The organism is Alcanivorax jadensis T9, from assembly GCF_000756655.1.
GTDB lineage: Bacteria > Pseudomonadota > Gammaproteobacteria > Pseudomonadales > Alcanivoracaceae > Alcanivorax > Alcanivorax jadensis.
In genome coordinates this window covers 73,774-89,727 of sequence record NZ_ARXU01000015.1, presented here as the reverse complement: position 1 = coordinate 89,727, position 15,954 = coordinate 73,774, and the positions used below count along the sequence as shown (strand labels likewise).

The 15,954-nt window shown below is 58.4% G+C and carries 13 protein-coding genes; 5 read left to right on the top strand and 8 right to left on the bottom strand.

Annotation, left to right across the window (positions count from 1 at the left end):
* Positions 1-398 precede the first annotated feature (398 nt).
* Entirely contained in the window at positions 399-1,178 is a 780-nt protein-coding gene (pssA, locus tag T9A_RS15175; RefSeq protein ID WP_035250072.1) for a CDP-diacylglycerol--serine O-phosphatidyltransferase, read from the bottom strand.
* 96 nt (positions 1,179-1,274) lie between these two features.
* Positions 1,275-2,291, bottom strand: a complete 1,017-nt coding sequence (gene ilvC / locus T9A_RS15170) for a ketol-acid reductoisomerase (RefSeq protein ID WP_035250094.1) — start codon at positions 2,289-2,291, stop codon at positions 1,275-1,277.
* A 158-nt stretch (positions 2,292-2,449) separates the two neighbouring features.
* On the opposite strand from ilvC, the gene ilvY reads away from it, so the two are divergent.
* Complete coding sequence (gene ilvY, locus T9A_RS15165; RefSeq protein WP_035250071.1) at positions 2,450-3,334, top strand: HTH-type transcriptional activator IlvY; 885 nt, start codon at positions 2,450-2,452, stop codon at positions 3,332-3,334.
* A gap of 255 nt (positions 3,335-3,589) precedes the next feature.
* Here ilvY and ilvN read toward each other — a convergent pair whose 3' ends face one another.
* Both ilvN and T9A_RS15155 read right to left on the bottom strand, forming a co-directional pair.
* Positions 3,590-4,081: an acetolactate synthase small subunit gene (gene ilvN, locus T9A_RS15160; protein WP_035250069.1), complete on the bottom strand. Its 492-nt coding sequence runs from the start codon at positions 4,079-4,081 to the stop codon at positions 3,590-3,592.
* Positions 4,081-5,802 (bottom strand): acetolactate synthase 3 large subunit, encoded by a 1,722-nt coding sequence (locus T9A_RS15155; RefSeq protein WP_035250067.1) that lies wholly within the window; start codon positions 5,800-5,802, stop codon positions 4,081-4,083. Before T9A_RS15155 ends, ilvN begins: the two co-directional genes overlap by 1 nt.
* A gap of 458 nt (positions 5,803-6,260) precedes the next feature.
* On the opposite strand from T9A_RS15155, the gene T9A_RS15150 reads away from it, so the two are divergent.
* Positions 6,261-6,722 (top strand): DUF4124 domain-containing protein, encoded by a 462-nt coding sequence (locus T9A_RS15150; protein WP_035250065.1) that lies wholly within the window; start codon positions 6,261-6,263, stop codon positions 6,720-6,722.
* Positions 6,723-6,766: 44 nt separating this feature from the next.
* On the opposite strand, the gene clpB is transcribed toward T9A_RS15150, so the two are convergent.
* From clpB to rluD, 3 genes are all read right to left on the bottom strand, one after another.
* A complete protein-coding gene (gene clpB / locus T9A_RS15145) occupies positions 6,767-9,352 on the bottom strand; it encodes an ATP-dependent chaperone ClpB (RefSeq protein ID WP_052043076.1) in 2,586 nt (861 codons plus the stop codon).
* Positions 9,353-9,627: 275 nt separating this feature from the next.
* Positions 9,628-10,383 (bottom strand): peptidoglycan editing factor PgeF, encoded by a 756-nt coding sequence (gene pgeF / locus T9A_RS15140; protein ID WP_035250063.1) that lies wholly within the window; start codon positions 10,381-10,383, stop codon positions 9,628-9,630.
* 86 nt (positions 10,384-10,469) lie between these two features.
* Positions 10,470-11,444 carry a 23S rRNA pseudouridine(1911/1915/1917) synthase RluD gene (gene rluD / locus T9A_RS15135; RefSeq protein ID WP_035250061.1) on the bottom strand — a complete coding sequence of 325 codons (975 nt, stop codon included), beginning with the start codon at positions 11,442-11,444 and terminating at the stop codon, positions 10,470-10,472.
* Positions 11,445-11,514: 70 nt separating this feature from the next.
* On the opposite strand from rluD, the gene T9A_RS15130 reads away from it, so the two are divergent.
* Positions 11,515-12,330, top strand: a complete 816-nt coding sequence (locus T9A_RS15130; protein WP_035250059.1) for an outer membrane protein assembly factor BamD — start codon at positions 11,515-11,517, stop codon at positions 12,328-12,330.
* A 115-nt stretch (positions 12,331-12,445) separates the two neighbouring features.
* On the opposite strand, the gene T9A_RS15125 is transcribed toward T9A_RS15130, so the two are convergent.
* Positions 12,446-14,071 (bottom strand): NAD+ synthase, encoded by a 1,626-nt coding sequence (locus T9A_RS15125; protein WP_035250057.1) that lies wholly within the window; start codon positions 14,069-14,071, stop codon positions 12,446-12,448.
* A gap of 66 nt (positions 14,072-14,137) precedes the next feature.
* On the opposite strand from T9A_RS15125, the gene T9A_RS15120 reads away from it, so the two are divergent.
* Together T9A_RS15120 and T9A_RS15115 are read left to right on the top strand one after the other, a co-directional pair.
* Positions 14,138-14,407, top strand: a complete 270-nt coding sequence (locus tag T9A_RS15120) for a PP0621 family protein (protein ID WP_232222144.1) — start codon at positions 14,138-14,140, stop codon at positions 14,405-14,407.
* Positions 14,397-15,953, top strand: a complete 1,557-nt coding sequence (locus tag T9A_RS15115) for a sensor histidine kinase (RefSeq protein WP_035250052.1) — start codon at positions 14,397-14,399, stop codon at positions 15,951-15,953. The genes T9A_RS15120 and T9A_RS15115 overlap by 11 nt, the downstream gene beginning before the upstream one ends.
* Position 15,954 lies beyond the last annotated feature (1 nt).

Genomic DNA, 15,954 nt, shown 5'->3' with positions numbered 1-15,954 from the left:
TTTGCTTGCCTGATTGTTAAAGAGCTTGGAAGCCTTGGCTTCCTTCACTGCGTCCTTGGCGTGTTGCCGTGTCCGCCGTGTCTGTGGAGGCGCATTCTAGAGATTTCCCGGGGACCGTCAACACTTTTTTCATCACTTTTTTATCAAACGGTCACCTTTTAGGCATCACGGGCAAAAAACCACCGAAAAGGCCCGTATACGGTGGTTTCTTGAGCAGATTCATTTGCTTAGCGATACATCCTCAGTCCGACCACAGGAAAGGAATCGGCCTATTTCAGCCTTTTTCTCTTAGCCCCAAGGCAATAATACGCAAAAAAAGACATTTCCCAGGTATTCACCCCAGCACAGAAACGAAAAAGGGCGCCGTCATGGCGCCCTTCGTCAACGATTTGCGGAGATCAGCTCCCTTTACGCAATCGCCAGAGACTCATCAATAGCCCCACCGTCACATACACGATAGCTACAGTGAGCAACACTAGGGGAGGATCAAGGAACACGATGGCAAACGCCACGATAACCCCCAGCAATACCTTGAATGGGACCCGGCCGATATGAAGCTCCTTGAAGGAATGATACTTCACCGAGGACACCATCAGCAGGCCCGCACCAGCGACCACCAGCGCTACCAGCCAGGAGATGTCGTTACCGTCCATGCCACGGCTGGCCCCCAGCCACACCAGGGTCGCCACCAGACCGGCCCCTGTGGGGCTTGGCAGGCCGATGAAGAAGCGTTTGTCAGTGCTCTCCGCCTGCACGTTGAAGCGCGCCAGGCGCAAGGCAGCACAGGCGACATAGATAAAGGCAGCCATCCAGCCGAACTTGCCCAGCTCGGACAGCCCCCAGGAATAGGCCACCAGTCCCGGCGCCACCCCGAAGGCCACGCAGTCGGACAGGGAGTCATACTCTGCGCCAAACTTGCTCTGGGTATTGGTGAGTCGGGCCACCCCACCATCAAGGCCATCCAGGATGCCGGCCACGATAATGCCGATAGCGGCATGCTCGAACAGGCCGTTCATGGCCGCCACGATGGCATAGAAGCCGGCAAACAGGGCGCCGGTGGTAAACAGATTAGGCAGCAGGTAAACCCCCTTGTGGCGGGCGCCGGTACGATGCTCGGCTTCCACCACCTCAAAGGTGTCGGGCTGCTCCGGGGTGGTTGTCTTGTCGTTATCCTGCATGGTGGTCCATCCAAATTGGGTGTGACTAGTCTAACGCAGTGACCGCAAACAAAAAACGCGGCCGAAGCCGCGTTTTTTGATGATCGAAACAAGCTCTTAGTTCTTGCTCTTGTCGACGATCTGGTTTGCCTGGATCCACGGCATCATACCGCGCAGCTTCTCACCCACCTGCTCGATAGGGTGAGCCGCGTTGTTGCGACGGGCTGCCGTCATGGAAGGGTAGTTCAGGGCACCTTCAGAGATGAACTGCTTGGCGTACTCGCCGCTCTGGATACGCTTCAGGGCATTGCGCATGGCCGCACGGGATTCGTCGTTGATCACTTCCGGGCCCGTCACGTACTCGCCGTACTCCGCATTGTTGGAGATGGAGTAGTTCATGTTGGCGATGCCGCCTTCGTACATCAGGTCAACGATCAGCTTCAGTTCGTGCAGACACTCGAAGTAGGCCATTTCTGGCGCGTAGCCCGCTTCGGTCAGGGTCTCGAAACCGGCTTTCACCAGCTCGACTGCACCGCCACACAGAACCGCCTGCTCACCGAACAGGTCGGTTTCAGTCTCGTCCTTGAAGGTGGTCTCGATGATGCCGGTACGGCCACCACCAACGCCAGAGGCATAGGACAGAGCCACGTTCTTGGCATTGCCGGACGCGTCCTGGAAGATCGCGATCAGGTCAGGAATACCGCCGCCCTTGGTGAACTCGGTGCGCACGGTGTGACCCGGTGCTTTGGGAGCGATCATGATCACGTCCAGATCAGCGCGCGGCACGATCTGGTTGTAATGGATGGCAAAACCATGGGCGAACGCCAGGGTCGCGCCTTTTTTCAGGTTCGGCTCGATTTCGTCACGGTACAACTGGGACTGGAATTCGTCCGGGGTCAGGATCATGACCACATCAGCAGCCGCCACAGCAGCCGGTACATCGCTAACTTTCAGGCCATGGGCTTCGGCCTTGGCGATGGAAGAAGAGCCGGCACGCAGACCGACAGTCACGTCTACACCGGAATCATTCAGGTTGCAGGCGTGGGCGTGCCCCTGGGAGCCGTAACCAATGATGGCCACTTTCTTGCCCTGGATGATGGAAAGATCGCAATCCTTGTCGTAATACACTTGCATGCTCATAGCTCTGGCTCTTTCAGATAACGGAAATCGGTGACAGGCAGGCACCTAGGGAGCCTGCCCGGACAGGCCAGCCACTCTAGGCTATCCGCCGCATTGCGTAAAATGATATATTTGAAACATAGCATTGCGATTATCGCAACGAAGAGAGAGCCATGGATACCAAACCCCTGCGCCTGTTCCTGACCCTGGCGGACACCCTGCACTTCGGCCGCACCAGCACCATGTGTCATGTGAGTCCGTCCACGCTCAGCCGCACCATCCAGCAACTGGAGGATGAGCTGGGCGTGCCGCTGTTCTACCGGGATAATCGCAGCGTCACCCTGACCCGGGAAGGCCAGCGTTTTCAGGAATACGCCCGCGACACGCTGACGCGCTGGGACAATCTGCGCCATGCCCTGCAGGAAGACCGGCGCGTGCTGCAGGGGGAGCTGAGCCTGTACTGCTCGGTGACCGCCAGTTACAGCTTCCTCTACGACATCCTCAGCAGTTTTCGCCACCAGTACCCGCGCATCGAACTCAAACTGCACACCGGTGACCCGGCACAGGCAGTACAGCGCATCCAGCACGGCGAGGAAGATATCGCCATCGGTGCCCGGCCGGATCACCTGCCCGCCGGTATCGCCTTCCGACCCATCGCCCGCTCCCCGCTACTGTTCATTGCCCAGGCCGGACAAGCCCAGCTGGCGGAGCGACTCAATGGCACCGCCAGCAAAGCGGCCTGGGAGGATGTACCGATGATCCTTTCCGAAGAAGGCCTGGCCCGGGAACGGGTGGACCGCTGGTTTCGACAACTGGGAGTGAAGCCGCACATCTACGCCCAGGTGGGAGGCAATGAGGCCATCGTCAGCATGGTCAGCCTGGGGTTCGGGGTGGGTATCGTGCCGAAGATCGTGCTGGACAACAGCCCCCTGGCCGGCCGCACCCGCCCCCTGGATGTACAGCCTGCGCTGGCGCCCTACGAGGTGGGACTGTTTACCCAGGAGCGACGGCGGGAGGAGCCGCTGATTCAGGCATTCTGGTCGCAACTGCCGGAATAAGGGATGGCGGCACAGGCGGAGCGATAGCCAAAAGCTCAAACAAGAGCGATTTACCACAGAGGGCACAGAGATCACTGAGGAAAAGGAAGGGGTTTCTCTGTGTTGTCGGTGCCCTCTGTGGTGAAAATGTCTTTGCTCTGAAGTCGCTTATCGCGGCGCCAGCGACGCTTCTACAGACAAAACAAAAGGCACAAAAAAAGCCGCTCCGAAGAGCGGCTTTTTCGTCTCGCACCCAGCAGCAGGCGTCGAGCGTTTTTACAGGCTCAGCACCTTCTCGCCCCGGGAGATCCCGGACACCCCAGAACGCACGACTTCCAGCACCTGGGTTTCCCCGATGGCACCGATAAAGGCGTCCAGTTTGTCGGAAGCACCGGTAAGCTGAACGGTGTAAACAGTGCTGGTCACATCCACGATCTGCCCACGGAAGATATCCACACTGCGCTTCACCTCAGCGCGCTGGGCGCCGGTGGCTTTCACCTTGATCAGCATCAGCTCGCGCTCAATGTGAGCACCCTCGGTGAGATCAACCAGCTTGACCACTTCGATCAGCTTGTTGAGGTGCTTGGTGATCTGCTCGATCTTCAGATCATTACCGAAGGTGGTCAGGGTCAGCCGTGACAGGGTGCTGTCTTCGGTGGGCGCCACCGACAGGCTTTCGATGTTGTAGCCACGCTGGGAGAACAGACCAATCACCCGGCTCAGTGCGCCCGGCTCGTTTTCCATCAGAATAGAGATAATTCGACGCATCAGGTCCGCTCCGTCTTGCTCAGCCACATATCACGCATGGATCCGTCTGCAATCTGCATCGGGTAAACGTGCTCGGTGGAGTCGACATAGATATCCATAAACACCAGACGATCCTTAAGGGCAAAGGCTTCATCCATTGCGCCTTCCAGATCTTCGAACTTGGTGATTTTCATGCCCACGTGGCCATAGGCCTCGGCCAGGGCCACAAAGTCAGGCAAAGACTCCATATAGGACTGGCTATGACGGCCACCGTATTGCATGTCCTGCCACTGACGCACCATGCCCAGGGCCTGGTTATTGATATTGATGATCTTCACCGGCAGACCATACTGCAGGCAGGTGGACAGCTCCTGAATATTCATCTGGATGGAGCCCTCCCCGGTCACACAGGCCACGGTGGCGTCAGGGAATGCAAACTGCACGCCCATGGCGGCAGGCAGACCGAAGCCCATGGTCCCCAGCCCCCCGGAGTTGATCCAGCGACGAGGCTTGTCGTACTGGTAGTACTGGGCAGCAAACATCTGGTGCTGACCCACGTCCGAGGTCACATAGGCATCACCCTTGGTGGCCTTGTACAACGCCTGCACCACCTGCTGTGGCTTCATGGGACCGTTTTCATTGGTCTCATAGCGCATGCCATGCACCTTGCGCCAGCCTTCAATCTCTTCCCACCAGCGCTCGAGAGCCTTGCGATCCGGCTCGCCACCGTGTTCGTCGAGCATCGTCAGCATTTCTTCCAGCACCTGATGCACCGGCCCCACAATGGGGATATGCGCCATGATGTTCTTGGAAATCGTCGCCGGGTCGATATCGATATGGATGATCTTGGCGCCCGGGCAGAATTTCTTCACGTTGTTGGTGACCCGGTCATCCAGACGGGCACCCACGGCAAGAATCACGTCGGAACTATGCATGGTCATGTTGGCTTCATAGGTGCCATGCATGCCCAGCATGCCCACATTCTGCGGATCAGTGCCCGGGAAACAGCCCAATCCCATCAGAGTATTGGTCACCGGAAAATTCAGCCGATGGGCCAGCTTGGTGAGTAGCTCGCTACCCTCACCCTGGATCACACCACCGCCGGCATAGATCACCGGACGCTTGGCTTTCATCAGCTCTTCCACCGCCTTGCGGATCTGGCCGGAATGACCACGGCTGACCGGCGCGTAGGAGCGCATCTTGACCTTTTTCGGGTATTCGTAGGGGTTCTTCACGTTCGGCGCGGTCTGATCCTTGGGAATATCGATCAGGACCGGGCCGGGACGGCCGGTGGTGGCAATGTAGAACGCCTTCTTCATGATCTCGGGAATGTCCTTGGCATCGCGGACCATGAAGCTGTGCTTCACCACCGGGCGGGACACACCGATCATGTCGGTTTCCTGGAAGGCATCATCGCCAATCCAGTCGGAGCGAACCTGGCCAGACAACACGATCATGGGAATGGAGTCCATGAAGGCGGTGGCAAGACCGGTAATAGCGTTGGTGGCACCGGGGCCGGAGGTCACCATGACCACACCCGGTTTGCCGGTAGCACGGGCATAGCCATCGGCCGCATGAGTGGCTGCCTGCTCGTGACGGACCAGAATGTGGCTGACAGAGTCCTGCTGGAACAATGCATCATAAATGTGCAGTACGGACCCTCCGGGATACCCGAAGATGTACTCCACTCCCTCGTCTTGCAGCGCACGGACCACCATCTCCGCGCCGGATAACATTTCCACGGTTGCTACCTCAAATCAGAATGCATACAACCCACTGCCATGCAGCGGGACGGGGTTTACAACTTGCTGCCTGTGGATAAAGCACCATATGTGGGTGCTCTGGGGTCCTGTCGGAGGTGGCCGACACGAACACAGGCCGGGAGGGCAACGCGGAGGCAATGCAGACCTGAAGAGGGATTACTCCCGCTTTATAGGAATGAGAAACCTCCGGAGGCTCCCACAGCGGGACGAGAGTGCAGTGATACTGCTGGCAGGACATCGCGGTAACGGTGCCCCGGGTCCCGGCCTCACACACGCCGGTAAGCGAATGCGGGTCCCGATCTCCGGAAAGGTTTAATTTTGTCAGAAATGTGCGATGAATCAAAGCCCTCCGTCGGGTTTGGGTTGCAGAAAATCCCCTTCACCCGTCATGCTAAAGTACGAGAGTTGAAAACAACCCAAATAAGAAGACCGACATTATGAACAAATTCAGCCTGTTGCTTGGCAGCCTTCTGCTTATCCTCGCCAGCGCCAGCTCGGCAGCCAAGTTTTATAAGTGGGTCGATGATCAGGGGGTAACTCACTACGGTGCCAACCCGCCGCAGGGCACGACCTCCTCAGAAGTGAACACCCGCGCCAATGCCAGCTCGGATCAGGATCGTGAGCTGGAAGCCCTGGATGCGAGACGAAACGCTCGCGAAAACGCCAAAGAGGAAGCCGCAAAGGCAGCGGAAGAGGAAACTCGCCTGAAATCAGAACCGGATGAACTCGCTCAGGAGCGCTGCGAGCAACACCGCAAGAATCTCGAAACTCTGAAAAACAAACCCATTGTTCGTAGGAAGAATCCGGAAACCGGAGAAATGGAAGTCCTGGACCAGGAAGAAAGAGAAAAGATGATCAAGAATAGCCAGAAGGCATTGGAAAACTGCACCCGGAATTAAGGATACAGGGGGCCCTGATTGACAGGGCACCCTGTATTCTCACCTCACCGCGTAAAACTGAAACGATCTCCATCCACATCTATCGAGATGGTATCTCCCTGGCCGAACTCCCCTCGGAGCAGGGACTGGGCCAGCGGGTTTTCCAGCTGCTGCTGAATGGCCCGCTTCAGCGGTCGGGCACCGTAGACCGGGTCGAAGCCGGCTTCCACCAGTTTATCCAGGGCCGCATCACTTAGCTCGAGGCGAATTTCCCGCTCAGCCAGCCGCTTGCGCAGATAATCCAGCTGAATGGCAGCAATACCCTTGAGCTGATCCTTCGCCAGCGGATGGAACACCACCGTTTCGTCCACCCGGTTGATGAATTCCGGGCGAAAGTGGTTACCCACCACTTCCATGACCGCCGCCTTCATGGCCTCATAATCGTTGTCTCCGGCCAGTTTCTGGATCAGGTCGGAGCCCAGATTCGAGGTCATCACCACCACAGTGTTGCGGAAGTCCACGGTGCGTCCCTGACCATCCGTGAGACGGCCATCGTCCAGCACCTGCAACAGGATGTTGAACACATCCGGATGCGCCTTTTCCACTTCATCCAGCAGCACCACAGAGTAAGGCTTGCGGCGCACGGCCTCGGTCAGGTAACCGCCTTCTTCGTAACCCACATAACCCGGGGGCGCACCCACCAGCCGCGCCACGGAGTGCTTCTCCATGAACTCGGACATGTCGATGCGCACCATCGCCTCTTCGGTATCGAAGAGGAAGTTCGCCAGCGCCTTGCAGAGCTCGGTCTTGCCCACCCCGGTGGGCCCGAGGAACAGGAAACTGCCATTGGGACGATTGGGATCAGACAGGCCAGCCCGGGAACGGCGCACCGCATTGGCCACTGCTTCCACCGCTTCCGCCTGACCCACTACCCGCTGGTGCAGGGCCTCTTCCATGCGCAGCAGCTTGTCCTTCTCGCCTTCCAGCATCTTGGCAACAGGAATTCCGGTCCACTTGGATACCACCTCGGCGATTTCCTCGTCGGTCACCTTGTTGCGCAGCAACTGATTTTCGGTCTGGGAGTGCTGCTCTTCCTGATCCTGGGCAGCCTGAACCTTTTTCTCCAGTTCAGGAATCACCCCATACTGCAGCTCTGACATGCGACTCAGATCCCCGGCACGGCGGGCCTGCTCCAGCTCGACGCGGGCCTGCTCCAGTTCTGCCTTGTACTCCTGAGCACCCTGCAGCGCGGCTTTCTCGGCCTGCCAGATTTCCTCCAGATCCGCATATTGCTTTTCCAGTTCGTCGATATCGTCTTCCAGCTTTTCCAGACGTTTCCTGCTGGCCTCATCCTCTTCCTTGCGCAGTGCCTCGCGCTCCATCTTGAGCTGGATAAGGCGGCGGTCCAGTCGATCCATTTCCTCCGGCATGGAATCAATTTCCATGCGGATGCGACTGCCTGCCTCATCAATCAGGTCAATAGCCTTATCCGGCAATTGCCGATCGGTAATGTAGCGATGGCTGAGCCTTGCCGCCGCGATGATGGCGCCATCACTGATGTCTACACCGTGGTGGACCTCATAGCGTTCTTTGAGGCCACGCAGGATGGCGATGGTGTCTTCCACCGTGGGCTCATCCACCTGCACCTTCTGGAAACGGCGTTCCAGGGCCGCGTCCTTTTCGATGTACTTGCGGTATTCATCCAGCGTCGTCGCACCCACGCAGTGCAGCTCGCCGCGAGCCAGTGCCGGCTTGAGCATATTGCCGGCATCCATGGAGCCTTCACCCTTGCCGGCACCGACCATGGTATGCAGCTCATCAATAAACAGGATGATGCGACCTTCCTGCTTGGACAGTTCGTTGAGGACAGCCTTGAGCCGCTCCTCGAATTCGCCCCGGTATTTGGCGCCAGCAATCAGTGCCGCCATGTCCAGGGACAACACCTGCTTGTCCTTCAGACCTTCCGGCACTTCGCCGTTGACGATCCGCTGGGCCAGGCCTTCCACGATGGCGGTCTTGCCCACCCCGGGCTCGCCAATAAGTACCGGATTGTTCTTGGTACGGCGCTGCAACACCTGGATAGTACGGCGGATTTCGTCGTCACGGCCGATCACCGGGTCCAGCTTGCCTGACTCGGCCCGTTCGGTGAGATTCACCGTGTACTTGTCCAGCGCCTCGCGCTTGTCTTCCGCATTGGGGTCGTCCACAGCCTCTCCACCTCGCACCTCGGCGATCTTCGCCGCCAGCACCTTTTTGGTGACTCCGGCGTGCTTCATCAGCTTGCCCAGCTCGCCGTTATCGTCACAGGCTGCAAGCAATACCACTTCCGTGGACAGATACTGGTCACCACGCTGCTGGGCCTCGCGGTCGGCCATGTTAAGAAGGCGACCTGTGGCTTGCCCCATCTGCACATCACCATTGAAATCACTCACCGTGGGCAGCTTATCCACGGCCATATTCAAGGCGGTGATCACATCACCACTGTTAGCGCCGGTTTTTTCCAGCAAAGGGCGGGCCGCCCCACCCTGCTGCTGCATCAGCGCCAGCATCAGGTGGACCGGTTCAATCGTGCTATTGCCCTGCCCCACGGCCAGGGATTGCGCGTCTGACAGCGCTTGCTGCAGGCGGGCAGTGAGTTTATCCATTCGCATTTGGGCTCTCCTATCCGGTTGTGATCCGCATTCCGGCCCCCTGTCGGCAAGCCAGTCACGATCACCGGTTATCAATCATCTGACCTTTTAATGGGTCCGATTGAGCCAGATTCAAGGCTAATGGATAATTGAGAATGGATAATTGATAACGCTCAATAAAAGCGCAGCGGAGTTCTTCCAGCAAAAAGGCCGCACCCAATCACTGGACGCGGCCTCATAGCGCCAGACAACGGATAGCCTGTCTCGCGCAGCTATCAATTATCCATTCTCAATTATCAATTGCCTTCTTCGTCGAGCCAGATCAGAGAAGCAAACCGGCCCGTGTCACCTTCCTTGCGGAAGGAATAGAAGCGCGTGAGATCACAGGCGGTACAGAGCTCGCCACCCTGAACATCCTCTACGCCCAGACGAGCCAGTTCTATCATGGCAGCCTGAGCGACGGAAAAGCGCCAATGGCCGGGCGAGGCATCTGCCTGAAAGGCGCCTTTGAAATCAGTGTGGGCAGCCACAAAGGCCCGGTAAACCTCGTCGCCCACCTGGTAGCATTTCCCGCAGATAGCCGGGCCCAGCCAAGCACTGACAGGCTCGCCAGCCGGGGCAATACTCTTCACCCCTTCAGCGACAATACCCGCCTGCAGGCCACGCCAGCCCGCATGCACTGCTGCCACAGCGCTGCCATCGGTACGCGCCAGCAGCACCGGAAGGCAGTCTGCGGTAAGCACCACACAAGGCCAGCGCTGCTGGTCGGCCCAGGCGCCATCCGCCTCGTTATCGGATTCACCCGCCCGAATCACTCGCTTGCCGTGGACTTGTTTCAGCCAGGCCACCGGATGATCTGCCTGCAGCAGCTTTTCCACGTGATGCCTCGCCTGCTCCACACGCGCAGTCTGATCCCCGCAGTTCATGCCCAGGTTGAAGCCATTCCAGGGGGACGGGGAATGGCTGCCGGCCCGGGTGGTCACAGCCACACGCACGTGGGGGTGCGGCTGCCAGTCTGGCCAGATCCATTTGGAGCGGCTAGGTAAAGTCATTGGTACAGCCCTGATTGGGTCACGCAGACATACCCTAGGCACATCCGCCATTTATTGCTTTGTGGCGGATATCGCCTGCGGCGACTTCAGCTCTGCGAGTTAGCGTCTTCTTCCAGCACCTGAATGAGCCCCTGCATATCCTCAGGTAGCGGTGCCTCGAATTCACAGTATTCGCCCGTGGCCGGGTGAATCAAGCCAAGTTTGCGGGCATGCAGAGCCTGACGGGGGAAACGCCGCAGAGCCTCACGCAGGGCTTCGCTGGCGCCAGCGGGCTGTTTGAGACGACCGCCATAGAGCGGATCGCCCACCAGGGGGTAATTACGATGGGCCATATGCACCCGAATCTGATGGGTACGGCCGGTTTCCAGCTGCACCTTGATGCGAGTGTGGGCCCGGTAACGGTCCAGTACGCGGTAATGGGTAACCGCGTTCTTGCCCCCGGTTTTCACCACCGCCTGCTTCTTGCGATCCACCGGGTGGCGCCCCATAGGCGCATCCACCTTGCCACCGCCGGTCATCACCCCCACAGCAATGGCTTCGTACTGACGGAACAAGCTTTTGTCCTGCAGCTGGGCCACCAGGCTCTGGTGGGCTTCCAGTGAGCGAGCCACCACCATCAGGCCGGTGGTATCCCGGTCGAGCCGATGGACGATACCCGCTCGAGGCAGACTGCTAAGACGCTCGTCGAGATGCAGCAGGCCATTCAGCAAGGTGCCATCCGCATGCCCCGCTGCCGGGTGCACCACCAAACCGGTGGGTTTATTGATCACGATCAGGTCGTCATCCTGGTAGACCACATCAAGCTCAATGGACTGGGGCTGATCGTCCAGTTCCGGCGCGATCTCCACTTCCAGGGTCAGGCTCTCATTGCCGACCAGCTTGTCCTTGGGCCTGACCTTGGCACCATTGACCGTCAGCACCCCGTCCTTGATCCAGCCCTGCAGCCGCGAGCGGGAAAACCCCTCGAACAGCTCGGCAGCGGCCTGGTCGACCCGCTGTCCCGTCTGATCTGCGCGGACCTGCTCACTGCGCTGAATTTTCTCGCCGCCAAGATGTCCCATAGTGCAACCTGTGTTTAAATGCCGTATCTAAATACCTAGCCCGTCATTGTAACCGTTTAACGAGGAAAGAATGCCACGTCTTTTATGGCCATTGCTTGGCCTGCTGCTACTCGCCGGCTGTGCCAGCAACAAGGAGCGCCCGGAGCTTACCGAGGTGGACCAGTACCGGGAAGCCAGCGAGTCGCTGGAATCCAGGAATTACCTGACCGCTATCGATCAGCTCAAGGAGCTGGAAGCCCGCTTTCCCTACGGTGATTTTGCCGAGCAGGCAGCTCTGGATCTGATCTACGCGCAGTATCGGGCGGTGGATTACCCGGCCACCGTGGTCGCGGCCCAGCGTTTCATGCGCAATTACCCGGCACATCCGCGCATGGACTACGCGCTGTACATGCGCGGGTTGGCCAACTTCAATATGGAGAAGGGCCTGTTCGACAATATGGTGAGCTCCGACAAGTCCAGCAAGGACATGGGCGCCGCCAAGGACGCGTTTCGGGATTTCGAGCGCCTGGTGAACCGCTTCCCGGACAGTGAATACGCGCCGGATGCCCGCTCACGCATGGTCCACATTCGTAACCAGCTGGCCCGCCAGGAACTCCATGTGGCCCGCTACTATGCGCGCCGCGGCGCCATCATCGCTTCCATCAACCGGGCCCAGTATGTGGTCAAGCACTACCAGCAGACCCCTGCCGTACCCGAAGCCCTCGCCATCATGGCGAAAGGCTACCAGCGCCTGAAGCAACCGGAACTGGCAGAGAAAAGTCGTGATGTACTGGCGCTGAACTGGCCGGACAGCAAATTTCTGGACAACGACAAGCAAGTCGATCTGGCCTGGTGGCCGGACGAGGATGACGGGCTGCTGAGCTTGCTGACGTTTGACCTTCTGTAAGCTTCTAGCTTCTAGCTTCTAGCTTCTAGCTTCTAGCTAAAAAAGGGTGGCACCGACTAATATTCGGAGCCACCCTTTTTTTGACTTTGCTTTTCCTTGTGGCTTGTAACTGCTCTCAGTCCCCCGGTCGCCAGCCATTGGTGATCGGGTAACGGCGATCCTTGCCGAAAGCCCGGCGGCTGACGCGGGGACCCACCGCAGCCTGCCGGCGCTTGTATTCGTTGCGATCGGTGAGCTTGACGACCCGGTAGACATTCTCGCGATCAAAACCGTCACGGATTACCGCTTCGGCGCTCATGTCCTGCTCCACATAGCGCTCGAGAATCGCATCCAGTTCGTCGTAACCCGGCAAGGAATCACTGTCCACTTGGTCGGGTGCCAGTTCCGCCGATGGCGGGCGTGTGATAACCCGTTCCGGGATAATTTCCACGCCGGCCTGCTGGTTGCGCCACGTGGCCAGGCGGTAAACCATGGTCTTGAACACATCCTTCAGCACCGAGAAGCCACCTGCCATATCCCCGTAGAGCGTGGCATAACCCACTGCCATCTCACTCTTGTTGCCGGTTGTCAGCACCACAGACCCGTTTTTGTTGGATAGCGCCATCAGCAGGACCCCACGGCAGCGCGCCTGCAGGTTTTCCTCGGTAGTATCTTTCTCCTGCCCGGCAAATGACTCACTGAGAATATCCATAAACCCATTGAAAGCAGACTCGATGGGCAGCACGCGGTAATGGACCCGCAGAGTCAGGGCCTGCTTCTCGGCATCCTCCAGGCTCATGGCTGAGGTATAGCGGAATGGCATCATCACCGCTTCTACCCGATCCGGACCGAGGGCATCCACGGCCACCGCCAGAGTCAGGGCCGAATCGATCCCACCCGACAAGCCCAGCAGCGCCCCCTTGAAACCGTTCTTGTTCACGTAATCCCGGGTTGCCAGCACCAGCGCCTGATAGAGGCTTTCTTCCAGCCCGGGGAGCGGAAGCTGCTCCCCCACAGGCTCGCAGTGTCCGTCACTGCACTGCAGGTCCACCGGGACCAACGCCTCGGTAAAGCTGGCAGCCTGTACACAACGGCGCCCCTGGCTGTCACAAACAAACGATGCACCATCAAAAACCAGCTCGTCCTGGCCACCTACCAGGTTGCAATAGAGAATCGGCAGGCCGGTTTCGCGGCTGCGGGCTTCTACCTGCTCCAGGCGCTCCTGAAACTTGTTGGCCCGGAACGGCGACGCATTCAGGTTCAGAACCAGATCCACATCTTGTTGCTGCAGCTGGGATGCGGGCCCGCTATGCCAGATGTCCTCGCAGATCGTCAGGCCCAGGGTCCAGCCATCCAGCTCAAAGGTGCAGGCCTCGGAACCCGGTTGAAAATAGCGTTTTTCGTCGAACACACGGTAATTGGGTAGATGTTGCTTGAAATATTCATGGCGAGGGCGGTTTTCGCCAGGAAATACTACCCCGGCGGCGTTGCGACGCTGGCCATTGCGCACGGCAGGGTAGCCAATCACCACCGGTACCGTGATCTTCTCACCAATGGTCTCCAGCGCGGCATCCACACGGCTGTTGAGACTGGGACGCAACAGCAGATCCTCTGGCGGATACCCCGTCAGCATCAATTCCGGAAACAGTACCAGATCAGCGCCCAACAGACGGCGAGCCTCGTCTGCCGCATCGATCACCCGCTGGGCATTGCCCTCAATGTCGCCCACCAGCGCATTCTGCTGGGCCATAATAATCCGCATGATTAACCGGCCTTTCCTCAAGTGAGCGCTGATTGTACTCTTTAGCCGGCAATCGATGAACGCATCATGACAAACAAGGAGAACAAGATGGGCCTGATTCGCCTGCTGGTTATTGCCGCCCTGGTCTACCTGGCCTGGCGGGTAGTGAAAAACCTGCTCTCGCAGGCAAACCGTCGCGACAGTTCCGACTCTGGTAACGGTCAGGACGCCCAGGCCATGCTCAAATGCGCCCAGTGTGGCGTGCACGTTCCTGCCCCGGAAGCCTTCACTCACAATGGGCTGCACTTTTGCTCCCAGAAGCACCAACGCCTGTATCTGGAACACAATGACCGCTAGCCAGGGATGGACGCCCGCCCGTATTTATAATGTCTATCGGATTGCCATTGCTTGCAGTCTGATGCTGCTCCACTTTGGGCCGGAACAGCCCCTTATCGGCACCCATCTGCCGTTATTGTTTGAAACCACGCTTTTTGTCTATCTGGGGCTCACGCTGGCATCAGCCACCCTGGACTTTCGCGCCGAAAAACGCGCCTATCCGGCCTGGGCTCAGCCCGCCTCGCTGATTACCGATTTGACCATGCTCTCCCTGGTTGTCCACGCCAACGGTGGTCTTGAGGGCGGCTTGGCGGTACTGCTTCTGGTTACAGTGGCCGCCGGCAACATCCTGCTACGCGGACGTCTCGGTTTTTTGATCGCCGCCCTGGCCACCCTGGCCATGATGTTCGAGCAGTTCTACTTTTCCATTCAGGCCATGTCGGATTCCCCTTTCCTGCTAACCGAATCCGGCCTGCTGGGTATCGCCTTTTTCATGGTGTCGCTGATCATCCAGCAAATAACCCAACGTCTGCAGCAAAGCGAGCGCATTGCTGAGCGACAGCGTGTCGCCATCGAACGCCTGGAAGCCCTTAACCAGCAAATTGTGCAGCGCATGCGCACTGGCGTGGTGGTGTTTGATGAATCCTTCCGGATTCTGATGGCCAACCAGGCAGCCAATAGCCTGTTTGGCACCCCCATGCTAGGCAACCAGTTACCCAAACAATTGGTTAGCCGCTATCAACGCTGGCAAGACAACCCTCTACTGCCCCTCGCTACGCTGAGAACCTCGGAACAGTCGCCGGTACTCAGTCCCCGGTTTGCCCCGCTGGAGACGGACCATGAGCTACTCACTCTATTATTTCTTGAAGACAGCGCCCGAGTCGCTCAGGAAGCGCAACAGATGAACCTGGCATCACTGGGACGACTGTCCGCCACCCTGGCCCATGAGATTCGCAACCCGTTAAGCGCGATCAACCATGCCACCGAGCTGCTCCTGGACGGCAATGCCAGCGAGGAGGATCAGCATTTACTCGGCATCATCCGCAACCATGTGGGCCGCGTGAATGGCATCATTCACGACGTGCTCGATCTCTCTCGCCGGGGCAAAGGACAGGCCGAGCGCTTTGGCCTTGCGCCTTTTCTCAACGAATTATGTGAGCAATGGGCGTTGCGGGGCTACGCGAACAACAGCCTGAAAAAAGCCTGCCAGTCCGATGTAGAAGTACGCTTTGATCGCAACCAGTTGACCCAGGTCGTCGACAACCTGATCCGCAATGCCTTTCAGCATGGAGGCGAAGAGTGCAAGGTTGACCTGGAATGCGGCAGTCATGAACAAACGGGGCTCCCCTGGCTCAGAATCCGGGATAACGGCAATGGCATACCCGCCGAGACCGCCCGGCACCTTTTTGAGCCCTTCTACACAACAGCCAATGACGGCAATGGGCTGGGGCTCTATCTTTGCCGGGAGCTTTGCCAAGCCAACCAGGCAGCCCTGGATCTGGAAGACACCCCGAACGGGGCCAGCTTTGTGATAACCTTTGCCCACCCGCACCGACAATTTCAATAAC

What these genes read in the sequence shown, in the direction of transcription:
- T9A_RS15150 (WP_035250065.1), top strand. Translation starts at nt 6,261, where the DNA reads ATGAACAAATTCAGCCTGTTGCTTGGCAGCCTTCTGCTTATCCTCGCC.
- ilvN (WP_035250069.1), bottom strand. Translation starts at nt 4,081, where the DNA reads ATGCGTCGAATTATCTCTATTCTGATGGAAAACGAGCCGGGCGCACTG.
- pssA (WP_035250072.1), bottom strand. Translation starts at nt 1,178, where the DNA reads ATGCAGGATAACGACAAGACAACCACCCCGGAGCAGCCCGACACCTTT.
- T9A_RS15115 (WP_035250052.1), top strand. Translation starts at nt 14,397, where the DNA reads ATGACCGCTAGCCAGGGATGGACGCCCGCCCGTATTTATAATGTCTAT.
- ilvC (WP_035250094.1), bottom strand. Translation starts at nt 2,291, where the DNA reads ATGCAAGTGTATTACGACAAGGATTGCGATCTTTCCATCATCCAGGGC.
- T9A_RS15125 (WP_035250057.1), bottom strand. Translation starts at nt 14,071, where the DNA reads ATGCGGATTATTATGGCCCAGCAGAATGCGCTGGTGGGCGACATTGAG.
- ilvY (WP_035250071.1), top strand. Translation starts at nt 2,450, where the DNA reads ATGGATACCAAACCCCTGCGCCTGTTCCTGACCCTGGCGGACACCCTG.
- T9A_RS15130 (WP_035250059.1), top strand. Translation starts at nt 11,515, where the DNA reads ATGCCACGTCTTTTATGGCCATTGCTTGGCCTGCTGCTACTCGCCGGC.
- rluD (WP_035250061.1), bottom strand. Translation starts at nt 11,444, where the DNA reads ATGGGACATCTTGGCGGCGAGAAAATTCAGCGCAGTGAGCAGGTCCGC.
- T9A_RS15120 (WP_232222144.1), top strand. Translation starts at nt 14,138, where the DNA reads ATGACAAACAAGGAGAACAAGATGGGCCTGATTCGCCTGCTGGTTATT.
- pgeF (WP_035250063.1), bottom strand. Translation starts at nt 10,383, where the DNA reads ATGACTTTACCTAGCCGCTCCAAATGGATCTGGCCAGACTGGCAGCCG.
- clpB (WP_052043076.1), bottom strand. Translation starts at nt 9,352, where the DNA reads ATGCGAATGGATAAACTCACTGCCCGCCTGCAGCAAGCGCTGTCAGAC.